General features: G+C 49.7%; 14 protein-coding genes, 1 tRNA gene and 2 pseudogenes. 13 read left to right on the plus strand and 4 right to left on the minus strand.

All coding sequences use genetic code 11. The features are described from left to right. Positions 1-46 precede the first annotated feature (46 nt). Positions 47-907 (minus strand): annotated as a pseudogene (locus Q3O06_RS03160) (DUF808 domain-containing protein). A gap of 204 nt (positions 908-1,111) precedes the next feature. On the opposite strand from Q3O06_RS03160, the gene Q3O06_RS03165 reads away from it, so the two are divergent. After that, positions 1,112-2,833, plus strand: coding sequence for a potassium/proton antiporter (locus tag Q3O06_RS03165; RefSeq protein WP_301817660.1), 1,722 nt, complete (start codon positions 1,112-1,114; stop codon positions 2,831-2,833). Positions 2,834-2,895: 62 nt separating this feature from the next. Here the strand turns inward: Q3O06_RS03165 and Q3O06_RS03170 are convergent, their stop codons facing one another. The 3 genes from Q3O06_RS03170 to tgt form a co-directional block, all read right to left on the minus strand. Beyond that, positions 2,896-3,297 (minus strand): c-type cytochrome, encoded by a 402-nt coding sequence (locus Q3O06_RS03170; RefSeq protein WP_308446887.1) that lies wholly within the window; start codon positions 3,295-3,297, stop codon positions 2,896-2,898. Positions 3,298-3,487: 190 nt separating this feature from the next. Next, positions 3,488-4,570, minus strand: a complete 1,083-nt coding sequence (gene hemH, locus Q3O06_RS03175; RefSeq protein WP_301817661.1) for a ferrochelatase — start codon at positions 4,568-4,570, stop codon at positions 3,488-3,490. Positions 4,571-4,579: 9 nt separating this feature from the next. Next, positions 4,580-5,695, minus strand: coding sequence for a tRNA guanosine(34) transglycosylase Tgt (gene tgt, locus Q3O06_RS03180; protein ID WP_301817663.1), 1,116 nt, complete (start codon positions 5,693-5,695; stop codon positions 4,580-4,582). 178 nt (positions 5,696-5,873) lie between these two features. On the opposite strand from tgt, the gene Q3O06_RS03185 reads away from it, so the two are divergent. From Q3O06_RS03185 to Q3O06_RS03240, 12 genes and pseudogenes are all read left to right on the plus strand, one after another. Beyond that, positions 5,874-5,950, plus strand: a tRNA-Val gene (locus tag Q3O06_RS03185). Positions 5,951-6,002: 52 nt separating this feature from the next. Further along, positions 6,003-7,916: a threonine--tRNA ligase gene (gene thrS, locus Q3O06_RS03190; protein ID WP_301817665.1), complete on the plus strand. Its 1,914-nt coding sequence runs from the start codon at positions 6,003-6,005 to the stop codon at positions 7,914-7,916. 17 nt (positions 7,917-7,933) lie between these two features. Further along, positions 7,934-8,455 (plus strand): translation initiation factor IF-3, encoded by a 522-nt coding sequence (gene infC, locus Q3O06_RS03195; RefSeq protein ID WP_010951024.1) that lies wholly within the window; start codon positions 7,934-7,936, stop codon positions 8,453-8,455. Between the two features lie 146 nt (positions 8,456-8,601). After that, the gene (rpmI, locus tag Q3O06_RS03200) at positions 8,602-8,799 is read left to right on the plus strand and encodes a 50S ribosomal protein L35 (RefSeq protein ID WP_301817668.1); all 198 of its coding nucleotides are present in this window, start codon (positions 8,602-8,604) and stop codon (positions 8,797-8,799) included. 12 nt (positions 8,800-8,811) lie between these two features. Next, the gene (gene rplT, locus Q3O06_RS03205) at positions 8,812-9,171 is read left to right on the plus strand and encodes a 50S ribosomal protein L20 (RefSeq protein WP_107918888.1); all 360 of its coding nucleotides are present in this window, start codon (positions 8,812-8,814) and stop codon (positions 9,169-9,171) included. Between the two features lie 240 nt (positions 9,172-9,411). Further along, a complete protein-coding gene (pheS, locus tag Q3O06_RS03210) occupies positions 9,412-10,404 on the plus strand; it encodes a phenylalanine--tRNA ligase subunit alpha (protein ID WP_301817671.1) in 993 nt (330 codons plus the stop codon). A 176-nt stretch (positions 10,405-10,580) separates the two neighbouring features. Next, the gene (locus Q3O06_RS03215) at positions 10,581-11,645 is read left to right on the plus strand and encodes an AAA family ATPase (RefSeq protein WP_002229220.1); all 1,065 of its coding nucleotides are present in this window, start codon (positions 10,581-10,583) and stop codon (positions 11,643-11,645) included. 6 nt (positions 11,646-11,651) lie between these two features. After that, positions 11,652-12,170, plus strand: a complete 519-nt coding sequence (locus tag Q3O06_RS03220) for a hypothetical protein (protein WP_301817672.1) — start codon at positions 11,652-11,654, stop codon at positions 12,168-12,170. 35 nt (positions 12,171-12,205) lie between these two features. Continuing rightward, a complete protein-coding gene (gene pheT, locus Q3O06_RS03225; protein ID WP_301817674.1) occupies positions 12,206-14,569 on the plus strand; it encodes a phenylalanine--tRNA ligase subunit beta in 2,364 nt (787 codons plus the stop codon). Positions 14,570-14,642: 73 nt separating this feature from the next. Beyond that, on the plus strand, positions 14,643-14,945 hold the full coding sequence (locus Q3O06_RS03230; RefSeq protein WP_003687686.1) for an integration host factor subunit alpha: 303 nt from the start codon (positions 14,643-14,645) through the stop codon (positions 14,943-14,945). Continuing rightward, complete coding sequence (locus tag Q3O06_RS03235; protein WP_301817677.1) at positions 14,929-15,237, plus strand: hypothetical protein; 309 nt, start codon at positions 14,929-14,931, stop codon at positions 15,235-15,237. The genes Q3O06_RS03230 and Q3O06_RS03235 overlap by 17 nt, the downstream gene beginning before the upstream one ends. Positions 15,238-15,274: 37 nt before the next feature. Then, positions 15,275-15,433 (plus strand): annotated as a pseudogene (locus tag Q3O06_RS03240) (IS5/IS1182 family transposase); the annotation flags it as partial. Positions 15,434-15,495 lie beyond the last annotated feature (62 nt).

Below are 15,495 nucleotides of genomic sequence, written 5' to 3' on the forward strand. Positions count from 1 at the left end.
TGCCGCCTGAACGTCTTTCAGACGGCATCGGTATTTGAAAAAGGAATCAATGCCTGCCGAAACGATTCATCAGCGGCAAGGCGGGGGCGCAGGCAATCGAACCGGAAAGCAGTCAGACAACGAGGTTGGCGAAGTACTCCGCCCAGACAGCGTCCCAGTGTTGCGCGTGCAGGAAATCGTGCAGAAGGCCGAGGTTGTGGGCGACCAGTCCGCCGCCGGCAAGAAACATGGCAAGCGTGCCGACCACGCTCAAACCGCGCATAAAGCAAGGCATAAAGGCAGTCAGCATTTGCCCCGAACTGCGCGAAAAGGCTTGTGGGCGGCGCATCAGCAGCATGCCCAAGTCGTCGAGTTTGACGATGACGGCGACGATTCCGTACACCAAAACAGTCATGCCGATGCCGATTGCCGCCATCACGAGCGAGCGCGTTATCAGGCTGTATTGCTCGACCACGCACAGCGCGATGATGATGATTTCTGCGGACAGGATAAAGTCGGTACGGATAGCACCTTTGATTTTAGCCTGCTCGTCAACCGTCGTTTCGCCGCCGTCATTATGCACGTCATGTCAGTGCAGAAACTTGTGCGGCAGCTTTTCCACGCCCTCAAAGCACAGATAAATCCCGCCTGCCGTCAAAAGCGGCGTAATGAGTTGCGGCAGGAAGGCGGAAAGCAGCAGAGCCGCAGGCACAAAAAACAGCTTGTTGACAAAAGAACCTTTCGCCACCGACCAAACAATCGGCAACTCGCGTTCTGCTGATACGCCTGTAACCCGGTTGGCATTGGATGCCAAATCGTCGCCGACCACGCCGGCGGTTTCCTTTGCGGCGGCTTTAGTCATCAGGGCAACATCGTCCAAAACGGCGGTGATGTCGTCCGGCAGGGTAAATAGTGAGGCAAATGCCATTAAAGAATCCTGAAATGCGGCGCAAAGTCCGACATTATATAGGAGAATGCGGGTTTGGGTGGTCTCAGGCGGCATGAAACAGGAAAATGCCGTCTGAAGGCGGTGGTGGACATGAAATAAAGTTTCGTGAAAAGAAAATGCCGTGTTACAATCTTTCGATTTTAATTTCATGAATTTTAAGGGAGAATCTTTGGCGTGGATTGGATGAACAGTCTGTTTCTGCTGGGTGGCGCACTGTTGTTCCTGAGCGTGGTTTCGACCACTTTGTCCGCACGTTTGGGAATGCCTTTGCTGCTGGTGTTTCTTGCCGTCGGCATGCTGGCGGGCGAGGAAGGCGTTGGCGGCATTGCCTTCAATAATGTCGTGATGGCGAATTTCATCAGCCAGCTTGCTTTGGCGGTTATTCTGCTCGACGGCGGTTTGCGGACGCAGCTTTCCAGTTTCCGGATTGCGTTGAAGCCCGCGTCGGTACTCGCTTCGTGGGGCGTGTTTGCCACCGTGCTTCCGCTGGGACTGTTTGCAACTTTTTACCTCGGTTTGGATTGGAAGTTCGGCGTGCTGATGGCGGCGATTGTCGGTTCGACCGATGCCGGCGCGGTATTCAGCCTTTTGCGCAACAGCGGCGTGCGTTTGAACGAACGGGTGCAGGCGACTTTGGAAATCGAATCGGGTGCGAACGACCCGATGGCGGTTTTTTTGGTTACGGCACTGATTACCATGATTATGCAGCCGGCGGAATCGGGTGCGGCGGCATTTGTCCGGATGCTTGCGCTGCAAATCGGTTTCGGTCTGCTGACGGGTTGGGCGGGCGGAAAGATATTGGCAAAGCTGGTACGCCGTCTGAATCTTGCGGAAGGTCTGTACGCGCTGATGATTATGTCGGGCGGGCTGCTTGTGTTTGCGTTTACCAATACCATAGGCGGCAGCGGCTTTTTGGCGGTTTACCTTGCCGGCATCATTGTCGGCAACCAGCGCAACCGTGCGACGGAACACGTTTTGCGCGTGATGGACAGTTTGGCTTGGCTGGCACAGGCAACCCTGTTCGTCATGCTCGGTCTGCTGGTTTCTCCCGCCGGCGTGTTGGACAGGGCGGCGGAAGCCTTGGCGATTGCGGCGTTCCTGATGCTGGTCGCGCGTCCGCTGGCAGTGTTCGGCGGTTTGTGGAAATTCAATTACAGCCTGCGTGAAAAGGCGTATATCAGTTGGTTGGGCTTGCGCGGAGCCGTACCGATTTCGCTGGCGATGATGCCGTTGGTGACGGGCGTTCCCAATTCGCACCTGCTGTTTGATGTGGCGTTTGCCGTGGTGGTGCTGTCGCTGCTGATTCAGGGAACGACGATTCCTGTGATGGCGCGGCTGTTGAAGGTTGCCATGCCCAACAAGCCCGAACCGAAAGATACGCATGATATTTGGCTGGCGGAAAAGGAAATTGTCAGAATGTCGGCGTTTAAAGTGGTTGCCGAATCTGAAGCGGAGGGACACCATCCCGATACGGTCGAACCGATTTCCGATTCGTTTGACGCACGCTGTTTCGCATTGATACGCAACGGCAGCCGAATCGAAATGCAGTCCGACACCGTGCTTCAGGCGGAGGATTTGGCGTGGTACATCCTGCCCGACGGCAAGGTCGATAAAATGGCGAAATACTTTACCGAGACGGGTATCGGCGTCCGTGAGAATTTTGATTTCTTCGGCGAGTTTGTCGTTTCGCCGGCAGCACGTTCGGGCGATTTGGCACTTGCTTACGGTTTGAAGCTGGAAGCGGGCGAAGAGGATTTGAGCCTTGCCGAGCTTTTCGATAAGCGTTCCGACAGTCAGGAGCCGGTCGAGGGCGACCGTATTGACATCGGCGGCTTTATGCTGACCGCGAAGGAGGTTGACGGGGACGGCAATATCGGGTCTATGGGTCTGAAAGTACCGCGTTAGAAAGGTTTGGTTTGAATGCCGTCTGAAGCCGGATTGCCGGTTTCAGACGGCATTTTGTCTGTTTAGTTTTTTTTGCCTTTTGCCTGTTTTACGTCTTTTTCGGTAACGCTTCCGCCGCCGTTGTCAAAGGCGTTCATGATATAAGTGGCGACGGCGGCAATGTCCGCATCGCTGATGGCGGTTGCGGGCATGAATCCGTTGTAGGTTTTGCCGTTGACTTTGATTGTACCGTTGATGCCTTTGACCATGCTGTGCAGCAACACCTGCGGTTTTTTCATGATGAAGTCGGAGCGGTAGAGCGGCGGAAACATGGTTCCGCGACCTTCGCCTTTTTTGCCGTGGCAGGCGACGCAGTTGGATTCGTACACTTTTTGCCCTTTTGTCATGATGCTGTTGTCGGCGGCAGAAGCGGCGGCGCAGAGGCAGCACAAGACGAGGGCGGTCGGCAGTCGGGTTGTGTTCATTGGCATTTCCTTAATGTTTGAAACCTTGTTGTTGATTTTGCGTAGCGGGTGAAAGGTTTTTTTGCCGAATCGGTAGTAAGCTTGCACTTGATGTGCTGTCCAGCATAGATGCCATCATACGCTAAAGTAGCGGGAAAATGCCGTCTGAACACGGCGTTCAGACGGCATTTTAGACATGGGTCAAACAGTTTCAACGCCAGCCGCCAAGGTTTTCTTCGGCAAGTGCGACGAGTGCGTCTATCCAGTCGGGGTTGTCGTTGAGGCAGGGGATGTAGCGGTAGCTTTTGCCACCTGCTTCATAAAACTGTTCCCGCCCCATCAGGGCGATTTCTTCCATGGTTTCCAAACAGTCTGCCAAAAAGCCCGGGCAGAATACGTCCAGCTCGGTTACCCCCTGTTTGGGCAGTTTGCCGAACAAATCCTGCGTGCTCGGTGTAACCCATTTTGCCCTGCCGAATTGGCTTTGGAATGATACGGTATATTCGTCTTCGGTCAGTTCCAGTGCTTCGGCAAGCAGTTTGGCGGTGTGGCGGCACTCGTCGGGATAGGGGTCGCCGAGGTCGTAGTGCTTCTGCGGTACGCCGTGAAAACTCAACATCAGTTTTTTCCCGCGCCCGTGTTCCGCCCAATATCGGAGGATGTGGTTTTTCATCGCATCAATGTAGCCGGCGTCGTCATAAAAGCGCGAAACGGTGCGGACGCTCATTTGGTTCCGTTGGCGCAGCAGTTGTTCGCATACTTTATCTACCGCCGCTCCGCTGCTGGAAGCGGCATATTGCGGATACAGGGGAATCGCAAGTAATCTGCCTACACCTTGGGATTTCAGTTCCGCCAATACATCCGCTATCGAAGGATTGCTGTAAGTCATGGCGTGGCGGACGATGAGGTCGGGCATACGCTCGGCAAGCGCGGCAGCTTGGCGTGCTGTGTAAACTTCTAGGGGCGAACCTTCCTTAAACCAGATTTTTTCATAGGCGTGCGCGCTTTTTTTGGCGCGGAAAGGCAATACGATGCCGCGTAAAACCGGCTGCCACAGCCATTTGGACAGTTCGACGACGCGCAAGTCCGACAAAAACGATTTGAGGTAGGGGCGGACGGCGCCGGCAGTCGGCGCGTCGGGCGTGCCGAGGTTCAACAGCAAAACGGCGGTACGGTTTTGTTGCGTATAAGAAAGGGAGGGTTCTGGAAGGAATGGAAGCATGATCGGTTTCTGAAAAATAGTGCGGGTAGGGTAAATCGACAAAATGCCGTCTGAAGCGGCTTCAGACGGCATTGCCGAGAGTCAGTCTGTGCCGCGCGCGCGGTTTTCGTGGAATTGCGCCTGCCAGTCGGCAAATTTGCCTTGTTCGACGGCTTCGCGCATTTCCGCCATGATGACTTGGTAGAAATGCAGGTTGTGGATGGTGTTCAATTGCGCGCCCAAGATTTCGCCGGCGCGGTGCAGATGGTGCAGGTAGGCACGGCTGAAGTTTTGGCAGGCGTAGCAGGTGCAGCTTTCGTCTATCGGACGCTTGTCGAGCTTGTGTTTGGCGTTTTTGATTTTCAAATCGCCGAAACGGGTAAACAGCCAGCCGTTACGCGCATTGCGGGTGGGCATCACGCAATCGAACATATCGATGCCGTGCGCCACGCCGTAAACGAGGTCTTCCGGCGTGCCTACGCCCATCAGGTAATGCGGTTTGTGTTCGGGCAGCATCGGTCCGACGGTGCGCAGCATGCGGTACATTTCGGGTTTGGGTTCGCCAACGGACAGTCCGCCGATGGCAAGGCCGGGGAAGTCGAACTGTTCCAAACCGCGCAAAGATTCTTCGCGCAAATCCTCATACATCGCGCCTTGCACGATGCCGAACAGCGCGTTCGGGTTTTTCAAATCTTCAAAGGCTTTTTTGCTCCGTTCCGCCCAGCGCAGGCTCATTTGCAGCGATTTTCGCGCCTGTTCGCGCGTTGCCTCGCCCGGCGTGCATTCGTCCAACTGCATCGCGATGTCCGAGTTCAAAACCGTTTGGATTTTCATAGAAATTTCAGGCGATAAAAACAGCTTGTCGCCGTTGATCGGGCTTTTGAACGTACAGCCTTCTTCCGTCAGCTTGCGCATATCCGACAAAGAAAAAACCTGAAAACCGCCCGAGTCGGTCAGAATCGGTTTGTCCCAGCCGATAAAACCGTGAAGCCCTCCAAAGCGTTCGATGATCTCCAAACCCGGACGCAACCATAAATGATAAGTGTTGCCCAAAATAATTTGCGCCTTGATGTCGTGCAGGTTTTGCGGGTTCATCGCTTTGACCGAACCATATGTGCCGACCGGCATGAAAACCGGCGTTTCGATTTTGCCGTGGTTCAACTCCAGCGTGCCGCGTCGGGCGAGACCGTCTTTTTTGTGTAAAGTAAATTTAAGCATAAGATTGAATGTCAGTTGGGCGACAGGGGGCGAAATATATTTTAAAAGACGGCATTATAAATGATTTCCCACGGTTTTTCAGACGGCATCCCCAAATCTTTCCACAATGTTGCATAAAGAAATGCACATACCTCTTGCAAAAATTAAAACGACCCGATAAAATGCAAAAATTCTTTGAAGGCACGTAGCTCAGTTGGTTAGAGCACCACCTTGACATGGTGGGGGTCGTTGGTTCGAATCCAATCGTGCCTACCAAATTCCCATAACGGCATTTATGCCGTTATTTTTTAATCTTTCGGAGCGTTTGATGTTGAATATTACCTTGCCGGACGGCTCAGTCCGCCAATACGAATCCCCCGTTACCGTGGCTCAAATTGCTGCGTCTATCGGTGCCGGTTTGGCGAAGTCGGCAGTGGCAGGTAAGGTAAACGGCAAACTGGTCGATGTGTGCGATCCGATTACCGAAGATTCAAGTGTCCAAATCATTACCCCGAAAGATCGCGAAGGCGTTGAAATCATCCGCCACTCTTGCGCCCACCTTGTCGGTCACGCAGTCAAGCAGCTTTATCCGAATGCAAAAATGGTTATCGGCCCCGTCATCGAAGAGGGCTTTTATTACGATATTGCTACGGAAAAACCGTTTACGCCCGAAGATGTTGCCGCCATCGAAGCACGTATGAAAGAATTGATTGCACAAGATTATGATGTGGTCAAAATCATGACCTCGCGTGCAGAGGCGATTAAAATTTTTCAAGAGCGCGGCGAAGAATACAAACTACGCCTGATTGACGATATGCCCGAAGTGGAAGCGATGGGGATGTATCATCATCAGGAATATGTCGATATGTGCCGCGGTCCGCACGTTCCGAACACCCGTTTCCTGAAAAACTTCAAGCTGACCAAGCTGGCAGGCGCATACTGGCGCGGCGACAGCAACAATGAAATGTTGCAACGTGTTTACGGTACGGCTTGGGCAAGTAAAGACGAATTGAAAGCCTATATCCAACGCATCGAGGAGGCGGAAAAACGCGACCACCGTAAGCTGGGTAAACAATTGGATTTGTTCCACCTGCAAGATGAAGCACCGGGCATGGTGTTCTGGCATCCTAAAGGCTGGGCTTTGTGGCAAGTGATTGAGCAGCATATGCGTAAAGAGCTGAATGCTGCCGGTTATAAAGAGGTGAAAACACCTCAGATTATGGATAAAACCTTCTGGGAAAAATCTGGCCACTGGGAAAACTATAAAGACAATATGTTCGTGACCAGTTCAGAAAAACGCGAATACGCGGTTAAACCGATGAACTGTCCGGGTCATGTTCAGATTTTTAATAACGGCTTGCGCTCATATCGCGATTTGCCGATGCGTTTGGCGGAATTCGGTTCTTGCCACCGTAATGAACCAAGCGGTGCATTACATGGTCTGATGCGTGTTCGCGGTTTTGTGCAGGATGATGCACATATCTTCTGTACCGAAGACCAAATCGTCAGCGAGGCTCGTGCATTCAATGAATTGCTGGTTCGCATTTACAAACAATTCGGCTTCCATGATGTTGCTGTGAAGCTGTCCCTCCGCCCTGAACAACGCGCAGGTTCAGACGACGTGTGGGATAAGGCAGAGCAGGGTTTGCGCGAGGCATTGGCTGCTTGCGGCGTAGAATGGGGCGAATTGCCGGGCGAGGGTGCGTTTTACGGGCCTAAAATCGAATATCACGTCAAAGATGCCTTGGGTCGTTCTTGGCAATGCGGTACATTGCAACTAGATTTCGTCTTGCCGGAACGCTTGGATGCAGAATATGTCACCGAAAACAACGGTCGCGCTCGCCCTGTAATGTTGCACCGCGCCATTTTAGGTTCTTTGGAACGATTTATCGGTATTCTGATTGAAAACCATGCAGGCTCATTCCCATTGTGGCTTGCACCGGTTCAAATGGTGATTATGAACATCACCGAAAATCAGGCAGATTATTGCCGTGAACTGGCTGCCAAATTGCAGGCGGCAGGATTCCGTGTCGAATTGGATTTGCGTAACGAGAAAATCGGTTACAAAATCCGCGACAACAGCCAATACCGTTTTCCTTATCAAATCGTTGTCGGCGATAAAGAGAAACAAGAAAACAAAGTTGCGGTACGCCGCAAAGCAGAAGACTTGGGTTCTTTGAATGTAGATGATTTTGTTGCACAATTGCAGCAAGAAATCACTGATGCCCTCGTCAATCATTAATTTTTATAGGAGTATTCATCATCGCTCAAGAACGCGAAGCACGAATCAATGGTGAAATTACCGCCAAAGAAGTGCGATTAATCAGTGAGTCAGGCGAACAGCTTGGTGTCGTTTCAGTTCGTGAAGCTTTGGCTATGGCCGAAGGGCAGGATGTCGATTTGGTAGAGATTTCCCCAACTGCTAAACCGCCCGTATGCAAACTGATGGATTACGGTAAATATAAATACCAGCAGGCCAAGAAACGCGACGAAGCCAAGAAAAACCAAAAGCAGGTGCAAATTAAGGAAATCAAATTCCGTCCGGGTACAGATGAGGGCGATTATCAAATCAAGATGCGCAACATCAACCGCTTCCTTGCCGACGGCGATAAAGTCAAAGTGACATTGCGTTTCCGAGGCCGTGAAATGGCCCACCAGCAACTCGGCGCGCAACTTTTGGAACGCGTAAAAGAGGATTTGGCTGAAGTGGCACAAATCGAGTCCTTCCCTAAAATGGAAGGCCGCCAAATGGTGATGATGATTGCGCCTAAGAAAAAATAAAGCTATAATTCTCCGCTTACTCCGATTGCCGCTTCGGAGTAAGTTTTCAATTGCGGCAAAAAACCGTGGCATTGTGGGTTCAAGTGTTTGAAACCGATGTTTTAAAACCCCCTAATGCCTTATCCGATAACGAATGGAGTTTTCCCATGCCTAAAATGAAAACCAAGTCTAGCGCGAAAAAACGCTTTAAAGTACTGGGTAACGGCGGTGTGAAACGCGCTCATGCGTTCAAACGCCACATCTTGACTAAAAAGACCACCAAAAACAAACGCCAACTGCGCGGTACCTCTATGGTAAACGATCACGATTTGGCTTCTGTTGCTAAAATGTTACCCTACGCTTAAGGAGTTTAGAATATGCCACGCGTAAAACGCGGTGTAACCGCCCGTGCCCGTCACCAAAAAATCTTCGCGTTAGCCAAAGGCTATCGCGGTCGTCGTAAAAACGTTTACCGCGTTGCCAAGCAGGCGGTAATGAAAGCCGGTCAATACGCATACCGTGACCGCCGCCAACGCAAACGCCAATTCCGTCAATTGTGGATTGTCCGTATCAATGCAGGTGCGCGTGAAAACGGTTTGTCTTACAGCAAATTTATGAACGGTCTGAAACGCGCCTCTATCGAAATCGACCGCAAAGTATTGGCTGATTTGGCCGTGTTCGATAAAGCCGCTTTTGCACAATTGGTTGAAAAAGCCAAAGCTGCTTTGGTTGCTTAATCCAAAAAATTGAAAAGGAAGCTGCGGCTTCCTTTTTTCTTTGTTTGCAGAAATTCTATGTGATTGATTTTCTTTCTTTAAAGTCTATTTTTTTAAATAAATTTGCGTTAAAATACAGAAAATTTATCCAATGGATTGACCGTGAAGAAAATAAGGTCGTCTGAAGAGTCTGATATGTCAGGCTATACAGGCGGCCTCATTGTTTCAGGTGGCATATCATTAATTGACAGACTTGATATTATGGAAAATGTAAACCGTATCGTTGCAGAAGGCATTGCCGCAGTAGAAGCTGCGCAAGATTTCAATACATTAGAACAAATTAAAGCACGCTATCTCGGTAAAACCGGCGAATTGACCGGGCTTCTGAAAACTTTGGGTCAAATGTCGCCTGAAGAGCGCAAAACCATAGGCGCGCATATCAATGAGTGCAAAAACCGGTTTCAGACGGCCTTTAACGATAAGCGCGATGCCCTCAACGAAGCCAAGTTGCAAGCCCGACTTGCCGCCGAAGCCCTTGACATTACCCTGCCCGGACGCGCTCAGGAAGGCGGCAGCCTGCATCCCGTAACCCTGACCTTGCAACGTGTGGTCGAACTCTTTCACGGAATGGGTTTTGAAGTGGCGGATGGGCCTGAAATCGAAGACGATTTCCACAATTTCCAAGCCCTGAACATCCCTGCAAACCATCCTGCCCGCGCCATGCAGGATACGTTTTACGTTGAAAACGGCGATGTTTTGCGTACGCACACTTCCCCGATTCAAATCCGCTATATGCTTGACAAAAAAGAGCCGCCCATCCGCATTATCGCCCCCGGCCGCGTTTACCGTGTGGACAGCGATGCCACGCACTCGCCTATGTTCCATCAGGCGGAAGGTTTGTGGGTAGAAGAGGGCGTAACCTTCGCCGATTTGAAAGCCGTGTTCACCGACTTTATCCGCCGCTTTTTTGAACGCGATGATTTGCAAGTGCGTTTCCGCCCGTCTTTCTTCCCATTCACCGAACCGTCTGCCGAAATCGACATTATGGGCGAAAACGGCAAATGGCTGGAAGTCGGCGGCTGCGGCATGGTACATCCCAACGTGTTGAGAAATGTGAATATCGATCCCGAAAAATACACCGGTTTCGCTTTCGGTATCGGTCTCGACCGTTTCGCTATGCTGCGTTACAACGTGAGCGATTTGCGACTGTTTTTTGATAACGATTTGAATTTTTTGAAGCAGTTTGCGAAATGATTGTGTAGGCTGCCTAAAAATGAAAAAAGCAGCCTGTGCCTACCTCAGGAAGCTAAATCATGAAACGCTATGTCGCTCCATTATCCGCCTGCTATGCGTTTACTATGGTGCTGTGGTTGCTGTCTTTTTACAATGTGGCTTGTACAAATATTGTTGATATATATTAGGGGGATTATATGATTAAATCATTTGAGCTTGAAAATTTCGGGCCGATTAGCTTATTGAAGGCTGATAATTTAGGGAAAATAAATTTAATTATTGCAGAAAATAGCAAAGGGAAAACTTTTATTTTAAAGGCATTATATAGTGTTTTAAAAAGTCATGAGGAAGCTCATAAAGGAAAGAATATTCGTGATTTTTCTGAGGAATTGCGAGATAAGCTATATTGGACGTTCCAAGTAGAGGAAATCGGTGATTTAGTTACAAGAGGAAAAGAAAATCCAAACGAACGGCCTCTTAAGTTAAGTATGACTTTGGAAGATAGTTCTTCAGTTTTGTTTTCTTTTGGTAGAACTACCAAAAAGCTAATTAAACCGGAGCTATACGAACTTTCTCCCAGAATAAACGCTAACTCTATTTTTTTACCACCCAAAGAAGTTCTATCACTATTTGATGTAATTAAAAAATCAGAGGAAGAAAAGAGATTTGGTTTTGATGCTACTTACATTGATTTGGTAAAAGCATTGGATATTAAACCAACAAAAGGGAGGAATTACCCTGAGGCAGCGGAAGCTAGAAAGGATCTAGAAGCATTGTTTGGCGGTTATGTTAGCTACAATGATAAAAAGAAGGCATGGGTATATGAAAAAGATAGACAAACTTTCTCTATCAATTCTACAGCAGAGGGGGTAAAAAAGATTGGGATATTAGACACTCTATTAGGAAATCGGTTTTTGAGTCCTGGATCAATCTTATTTATTGATGAGCCAGAAGCTAATCTACATCCGAAAGCAATTAATCAATTTCTAGAAATTCTGTTTTCCTTATCTAAATCCAAATTGGGAATACAGATTTTTATGAGTACGCATTCATATTTTGTTATCAAGAAGCTGTGTTTATTAGCTAGAAAGCATAGTGAAAGTATTCCTGTTTTTATGCCTGGAAAAGAAAAGGAACAGACTACTTGGGTGCAGGAAAATTTACAAAATAGCATGCCGGATAATGAAATTATTGGTGAGTCTATTCGATTGTTCAGAGAAGAAATAGGTGTTTTATCTCCGGAAACAGCATGGATTGGTTAGGTTTTTATGAGTGAAATAATAAATCTCACTGAATCAGGTATAACTTTTAATCTAGTAAAAAATAACCTGTTTTATATAGAACCATATATCCGGAAGAGAAGGCAAGAAGGTATTAAGACAGTAGAGTTTATCTATCTGCAAGAAGATAATTTGTTATTTGTTGAGGCAAAACAAAGTATTCCAAATCAAGAAAAATCTCCTGAGCATTTTGATGAATATATTTCAGAGATTTATCAAAAATGGTGTAATGCATTAAATGTTGAAATTTTGGGAATATTAGGCAGAGAAGATATCAAAGAAACAATTATGCCTAGTGCTTTTTCAAATTTGCAATGGGGTAGCATAGAAATCAAATTATTACTGGTTATCCCGGATGTGCCTCTTAATTATCTTGGGCAATTGAATGAATTAATAAAGCAAGAATTTAATAAGAAAGATACTTTGCGGTTGATTTCTTTATGGAACATTTCTGTAGAAGTAATTAATAGGGACTTAGCCATTCAAAAAGGTTTAGCTAGCTCTTGAAAATCTAAAGTTAATTAGTTAATTGAGAACATAACATGCAATTCTCCTACTCATGGCTGAAAACCCAAGCCGATACCGAACTTTCCGCCGATAAGCTGGAACATCTGTTAACCATGTCCGGCTTGGAAGTGGAAGAGGTCGAGACTGCCGCGCCTGCGTTTGCGGGCGTGGTGATTGCCGAAGTGAAATCCGTTGAAAAACATCCGGATGCCGACCGTTTGAACGTTACCCGAGTCGATGCGGGTACGGGTGAGTTGGTGCAGATTGTGTGCGGTGCGCCGAATGTGAAAGCGGGTATCAAAGTGCCGTGTTCGCTGCCGGGTGCGGTGTTGCCGGGCAATTTCAAAATCAAGCCGACTAAAATGCGCGGTGTGGTGTCGAACGGGATGTTGTGTTCCACTGACGAACTCGGACTGCCCGACGACGGCGTGAACGGCCTGCACATTTTGCCTGAAGACGCACCCGTCGGTGCAAACATCCGCGAATATCTGGATTTGGACGACACGGTGTTCACGCTGAAAATCACGCCTAACCGTGCCGACTGCCTGAGCATCAAAGGCATTGCGCGCGAAGTGTCCGCATTGACGGGTTGCGCGTTCAAGCAGCCTGCAATCCATCCCGCGTCAATCACGGGTAGCCGCAAACAGCCCGTGCAGATTGATGCGCCTGCCGATTGTGGCCGCTTTATCAGCCGCGTGATTGAAAACGTGAACGCGCGTGCCGCTACGCCGGATTGGATGAAGCAGCGTTTGGATCGCAGCGGTATCCGCAGTATTTCCGCGCTGGTGGACATTGGCAATTATGTGATGCTGGAAATCGGTCAGCCGATGCATGTTTTTGATGCCGACAAACTTTCAGGCAGCCTGCACATCCGCCGTGCGCGCGAAGGTGAAACGCTGGAATGTCTGAACGAGAAAATCGTTTCCCTGTCTGAAAACACGCTGGTCGTAGCGGACGAAAAAGGTGCGTTGAGCTTGGCGGGGCTGATGGGCGGCGCGGCAAGCGCGGTTTCAGACGGCACGCAAAATATCGTGCTGGAAGCGGCTTGGTTTGCGCCCGAAATCATCGCCGGCAAATCGCGCCAATACGGTTTCGGTTCGGATTCGTCGTTCCGCTTCGAGCGCGGCGTGGATTACCGTTTGCAGGCGGATGCCATCGAACGCGCCACCGAATTGGTTTTGCAGATTTGCGGCGGTGCGGCAGGAGAAATGGTGGAAGCGCAGGGTGAATTGCCCGAAGCGAAGCAGGTCGGATTGCGTTTGGACCGTCTGAAAACCGTATTGGGCGTGGACATTTCCGCCGAACAGGTGAAAACCATTTTGCAACACTTGGGTTTGCAGCCTGAGAAAACTGAAGAAGGCTTCCGCGTTACCGCGCCGAGCTTCCGTTTCGACATCGAAATCGAGGCCGATTTGATTGAAGAAATCGGACGCGTTTACGGCTATGAAAACATCCCCGACGATTACACGTCAGGCCGTCTGAAAATGCTGGAACTGCCCGAAACACGCCGTCCGCGTTTTGCCGTTTACAACGAAATGGCGGCGCGCGGCTACCGCGAAGTAGTCAGCTATGCCTTCGTTGACGAGCAGTGGGAACTCGATTTTGCCGCCAACGCCAACCCCATCCGCCTGCAAAATCCGCTGGCGGCGCAGTATGCCGTGATGCGTTCCACGCTCATCGGTGGTTTGGTGGAAATTCTGCAGAACAATCTGAACCGCAAGCAAAGCCGCGTGCGCGTGTTTGAAATCGCCCGCGTGTTCGGCAAAGGTTCAGACGGCCGGTTTGTCCAAAACGAACGCATCGGCGGTCTGTGGTACGGCGCGGCAATGCCCGAACAATGGGGTGAAAAAACGCGCAACGCGGATTTTTACGACATCAAGGCGGACGTGGAAAATCTGTTGAAAAACAAGGCGGTCGAGTTCGTCAAAACCGGACACCCCGCCCTGCATCCCGGACGCGCCGCCAATATCGTTTCAGACGGCAAAGTCATCGGCTTTGTCGGCGAACTGCATCCGAAATGGCTGCAAAAATACGACCTGACGCAAGCGCCGCTGGTATTTGAAATCGATATGGCGGCTGTGTTGGAATGCGGGAAAACGCGCTATCGGGCCGTATCGAAATTCCAGCCGGTGCGCCGCGATTTGGCGTTTGTGATGCCGGAAGCTATGAGCCATGATGATTTGCTGCTTGTCTTGAAAGGCGCGGCAAACAAGTTGGTACAGGAAATCAGCGTGTTTGACGTGTATCGCGGCACGGGACTGCCCGAAGGGATGAAGAGCGTGGCGGTCAAAGTGATTTTGCAGGATATGGAAAACACGCTGACGGATGAGGTGGTCGAGCCGCTTATCGGAAAACTGATTGGCGCGGCAACGGCGGCAGGGGCGCGGCTTCGCAGTTAAAAAATAAATATTCGCTTGAATTTTAAATAAAAATTGGTAATAATCCACAACTGTTACAACAGAAGGTAATCATATGACTCTCACTAAAGCCGAATTGGCCGATATTTTGGTAGACAAAGTCAGCAACGTCACCAAAAACGATGCCAAAGAAATCGTCGAACTCTTTTTTGAAGAAATCCGCAGCACTTTGGCAAGCGGCGAAGAAATCAAAATTTCCGGTTTCGGAAATTTCCAGTTGCGCGACAAGCCGCAACGCCCGGGCCGTAATCCGAAAACCGGCGAGGAAGTGCCGATTACCGCCCGCCGCGTGGTAACTTTCCATGCCAGCCAGAAACTCAAAGGCATGGTGGAACACTACTATGACAAACAACGTTGATTTGAAAGTTCCCGCAAAACGCTATTTCACGCTGGACGAGTTGTGCGGACTGTTGCAAATCAGCCCCTATGGTTTTGCGCAATGGCAGCATGATCACGGTGTGGTTGTCGGTTACGGCGGCGAACGCTACATCCGTTTGGATGTGGTGAAACTGTTGAAACTGAAGAGCACGTTTGCGCCGTATGCAGAAGGTGCGGAATCGGGTTCGGACGGCAACCGTCCGGTTACGCTTCAGGAAATTGGAGACGGTCTGAAAGACCTGTTGGCTGATTTGGATAAGGAATTGTGCTGATTTGAGGCCGGTTGCAGGTATGCAGCCGGTTTTGTTTTACACGCTAAAAAATAATTATAGTGGATTAAATTTAAATCAGGACAAGGCGACGAAGCCGCAGACAGTACAAATAGTACGGCAAGGCGAGGCAACGCCGTACTGGTTTAAATTTAATCCACTATATTGCGTGATTTCACATTGTTTCGGCTTGAAGCACATGGTTTTGTAATCATTTACAGGCAGGTCGCTTGGATTCCTGTTCGGGCGGTTTGCTGTTTA

Source organism: Neisseria maigaei, assembly GCF_958267405.1.
In the GTDB taxonomy this organism is placed as follows: domain Bacteria; phylum Pseudomonadota; class Gammaproteobacteria; order Burkholderiales; family Neisseriaceae; genus Neisseria; species Neisseria bergeri.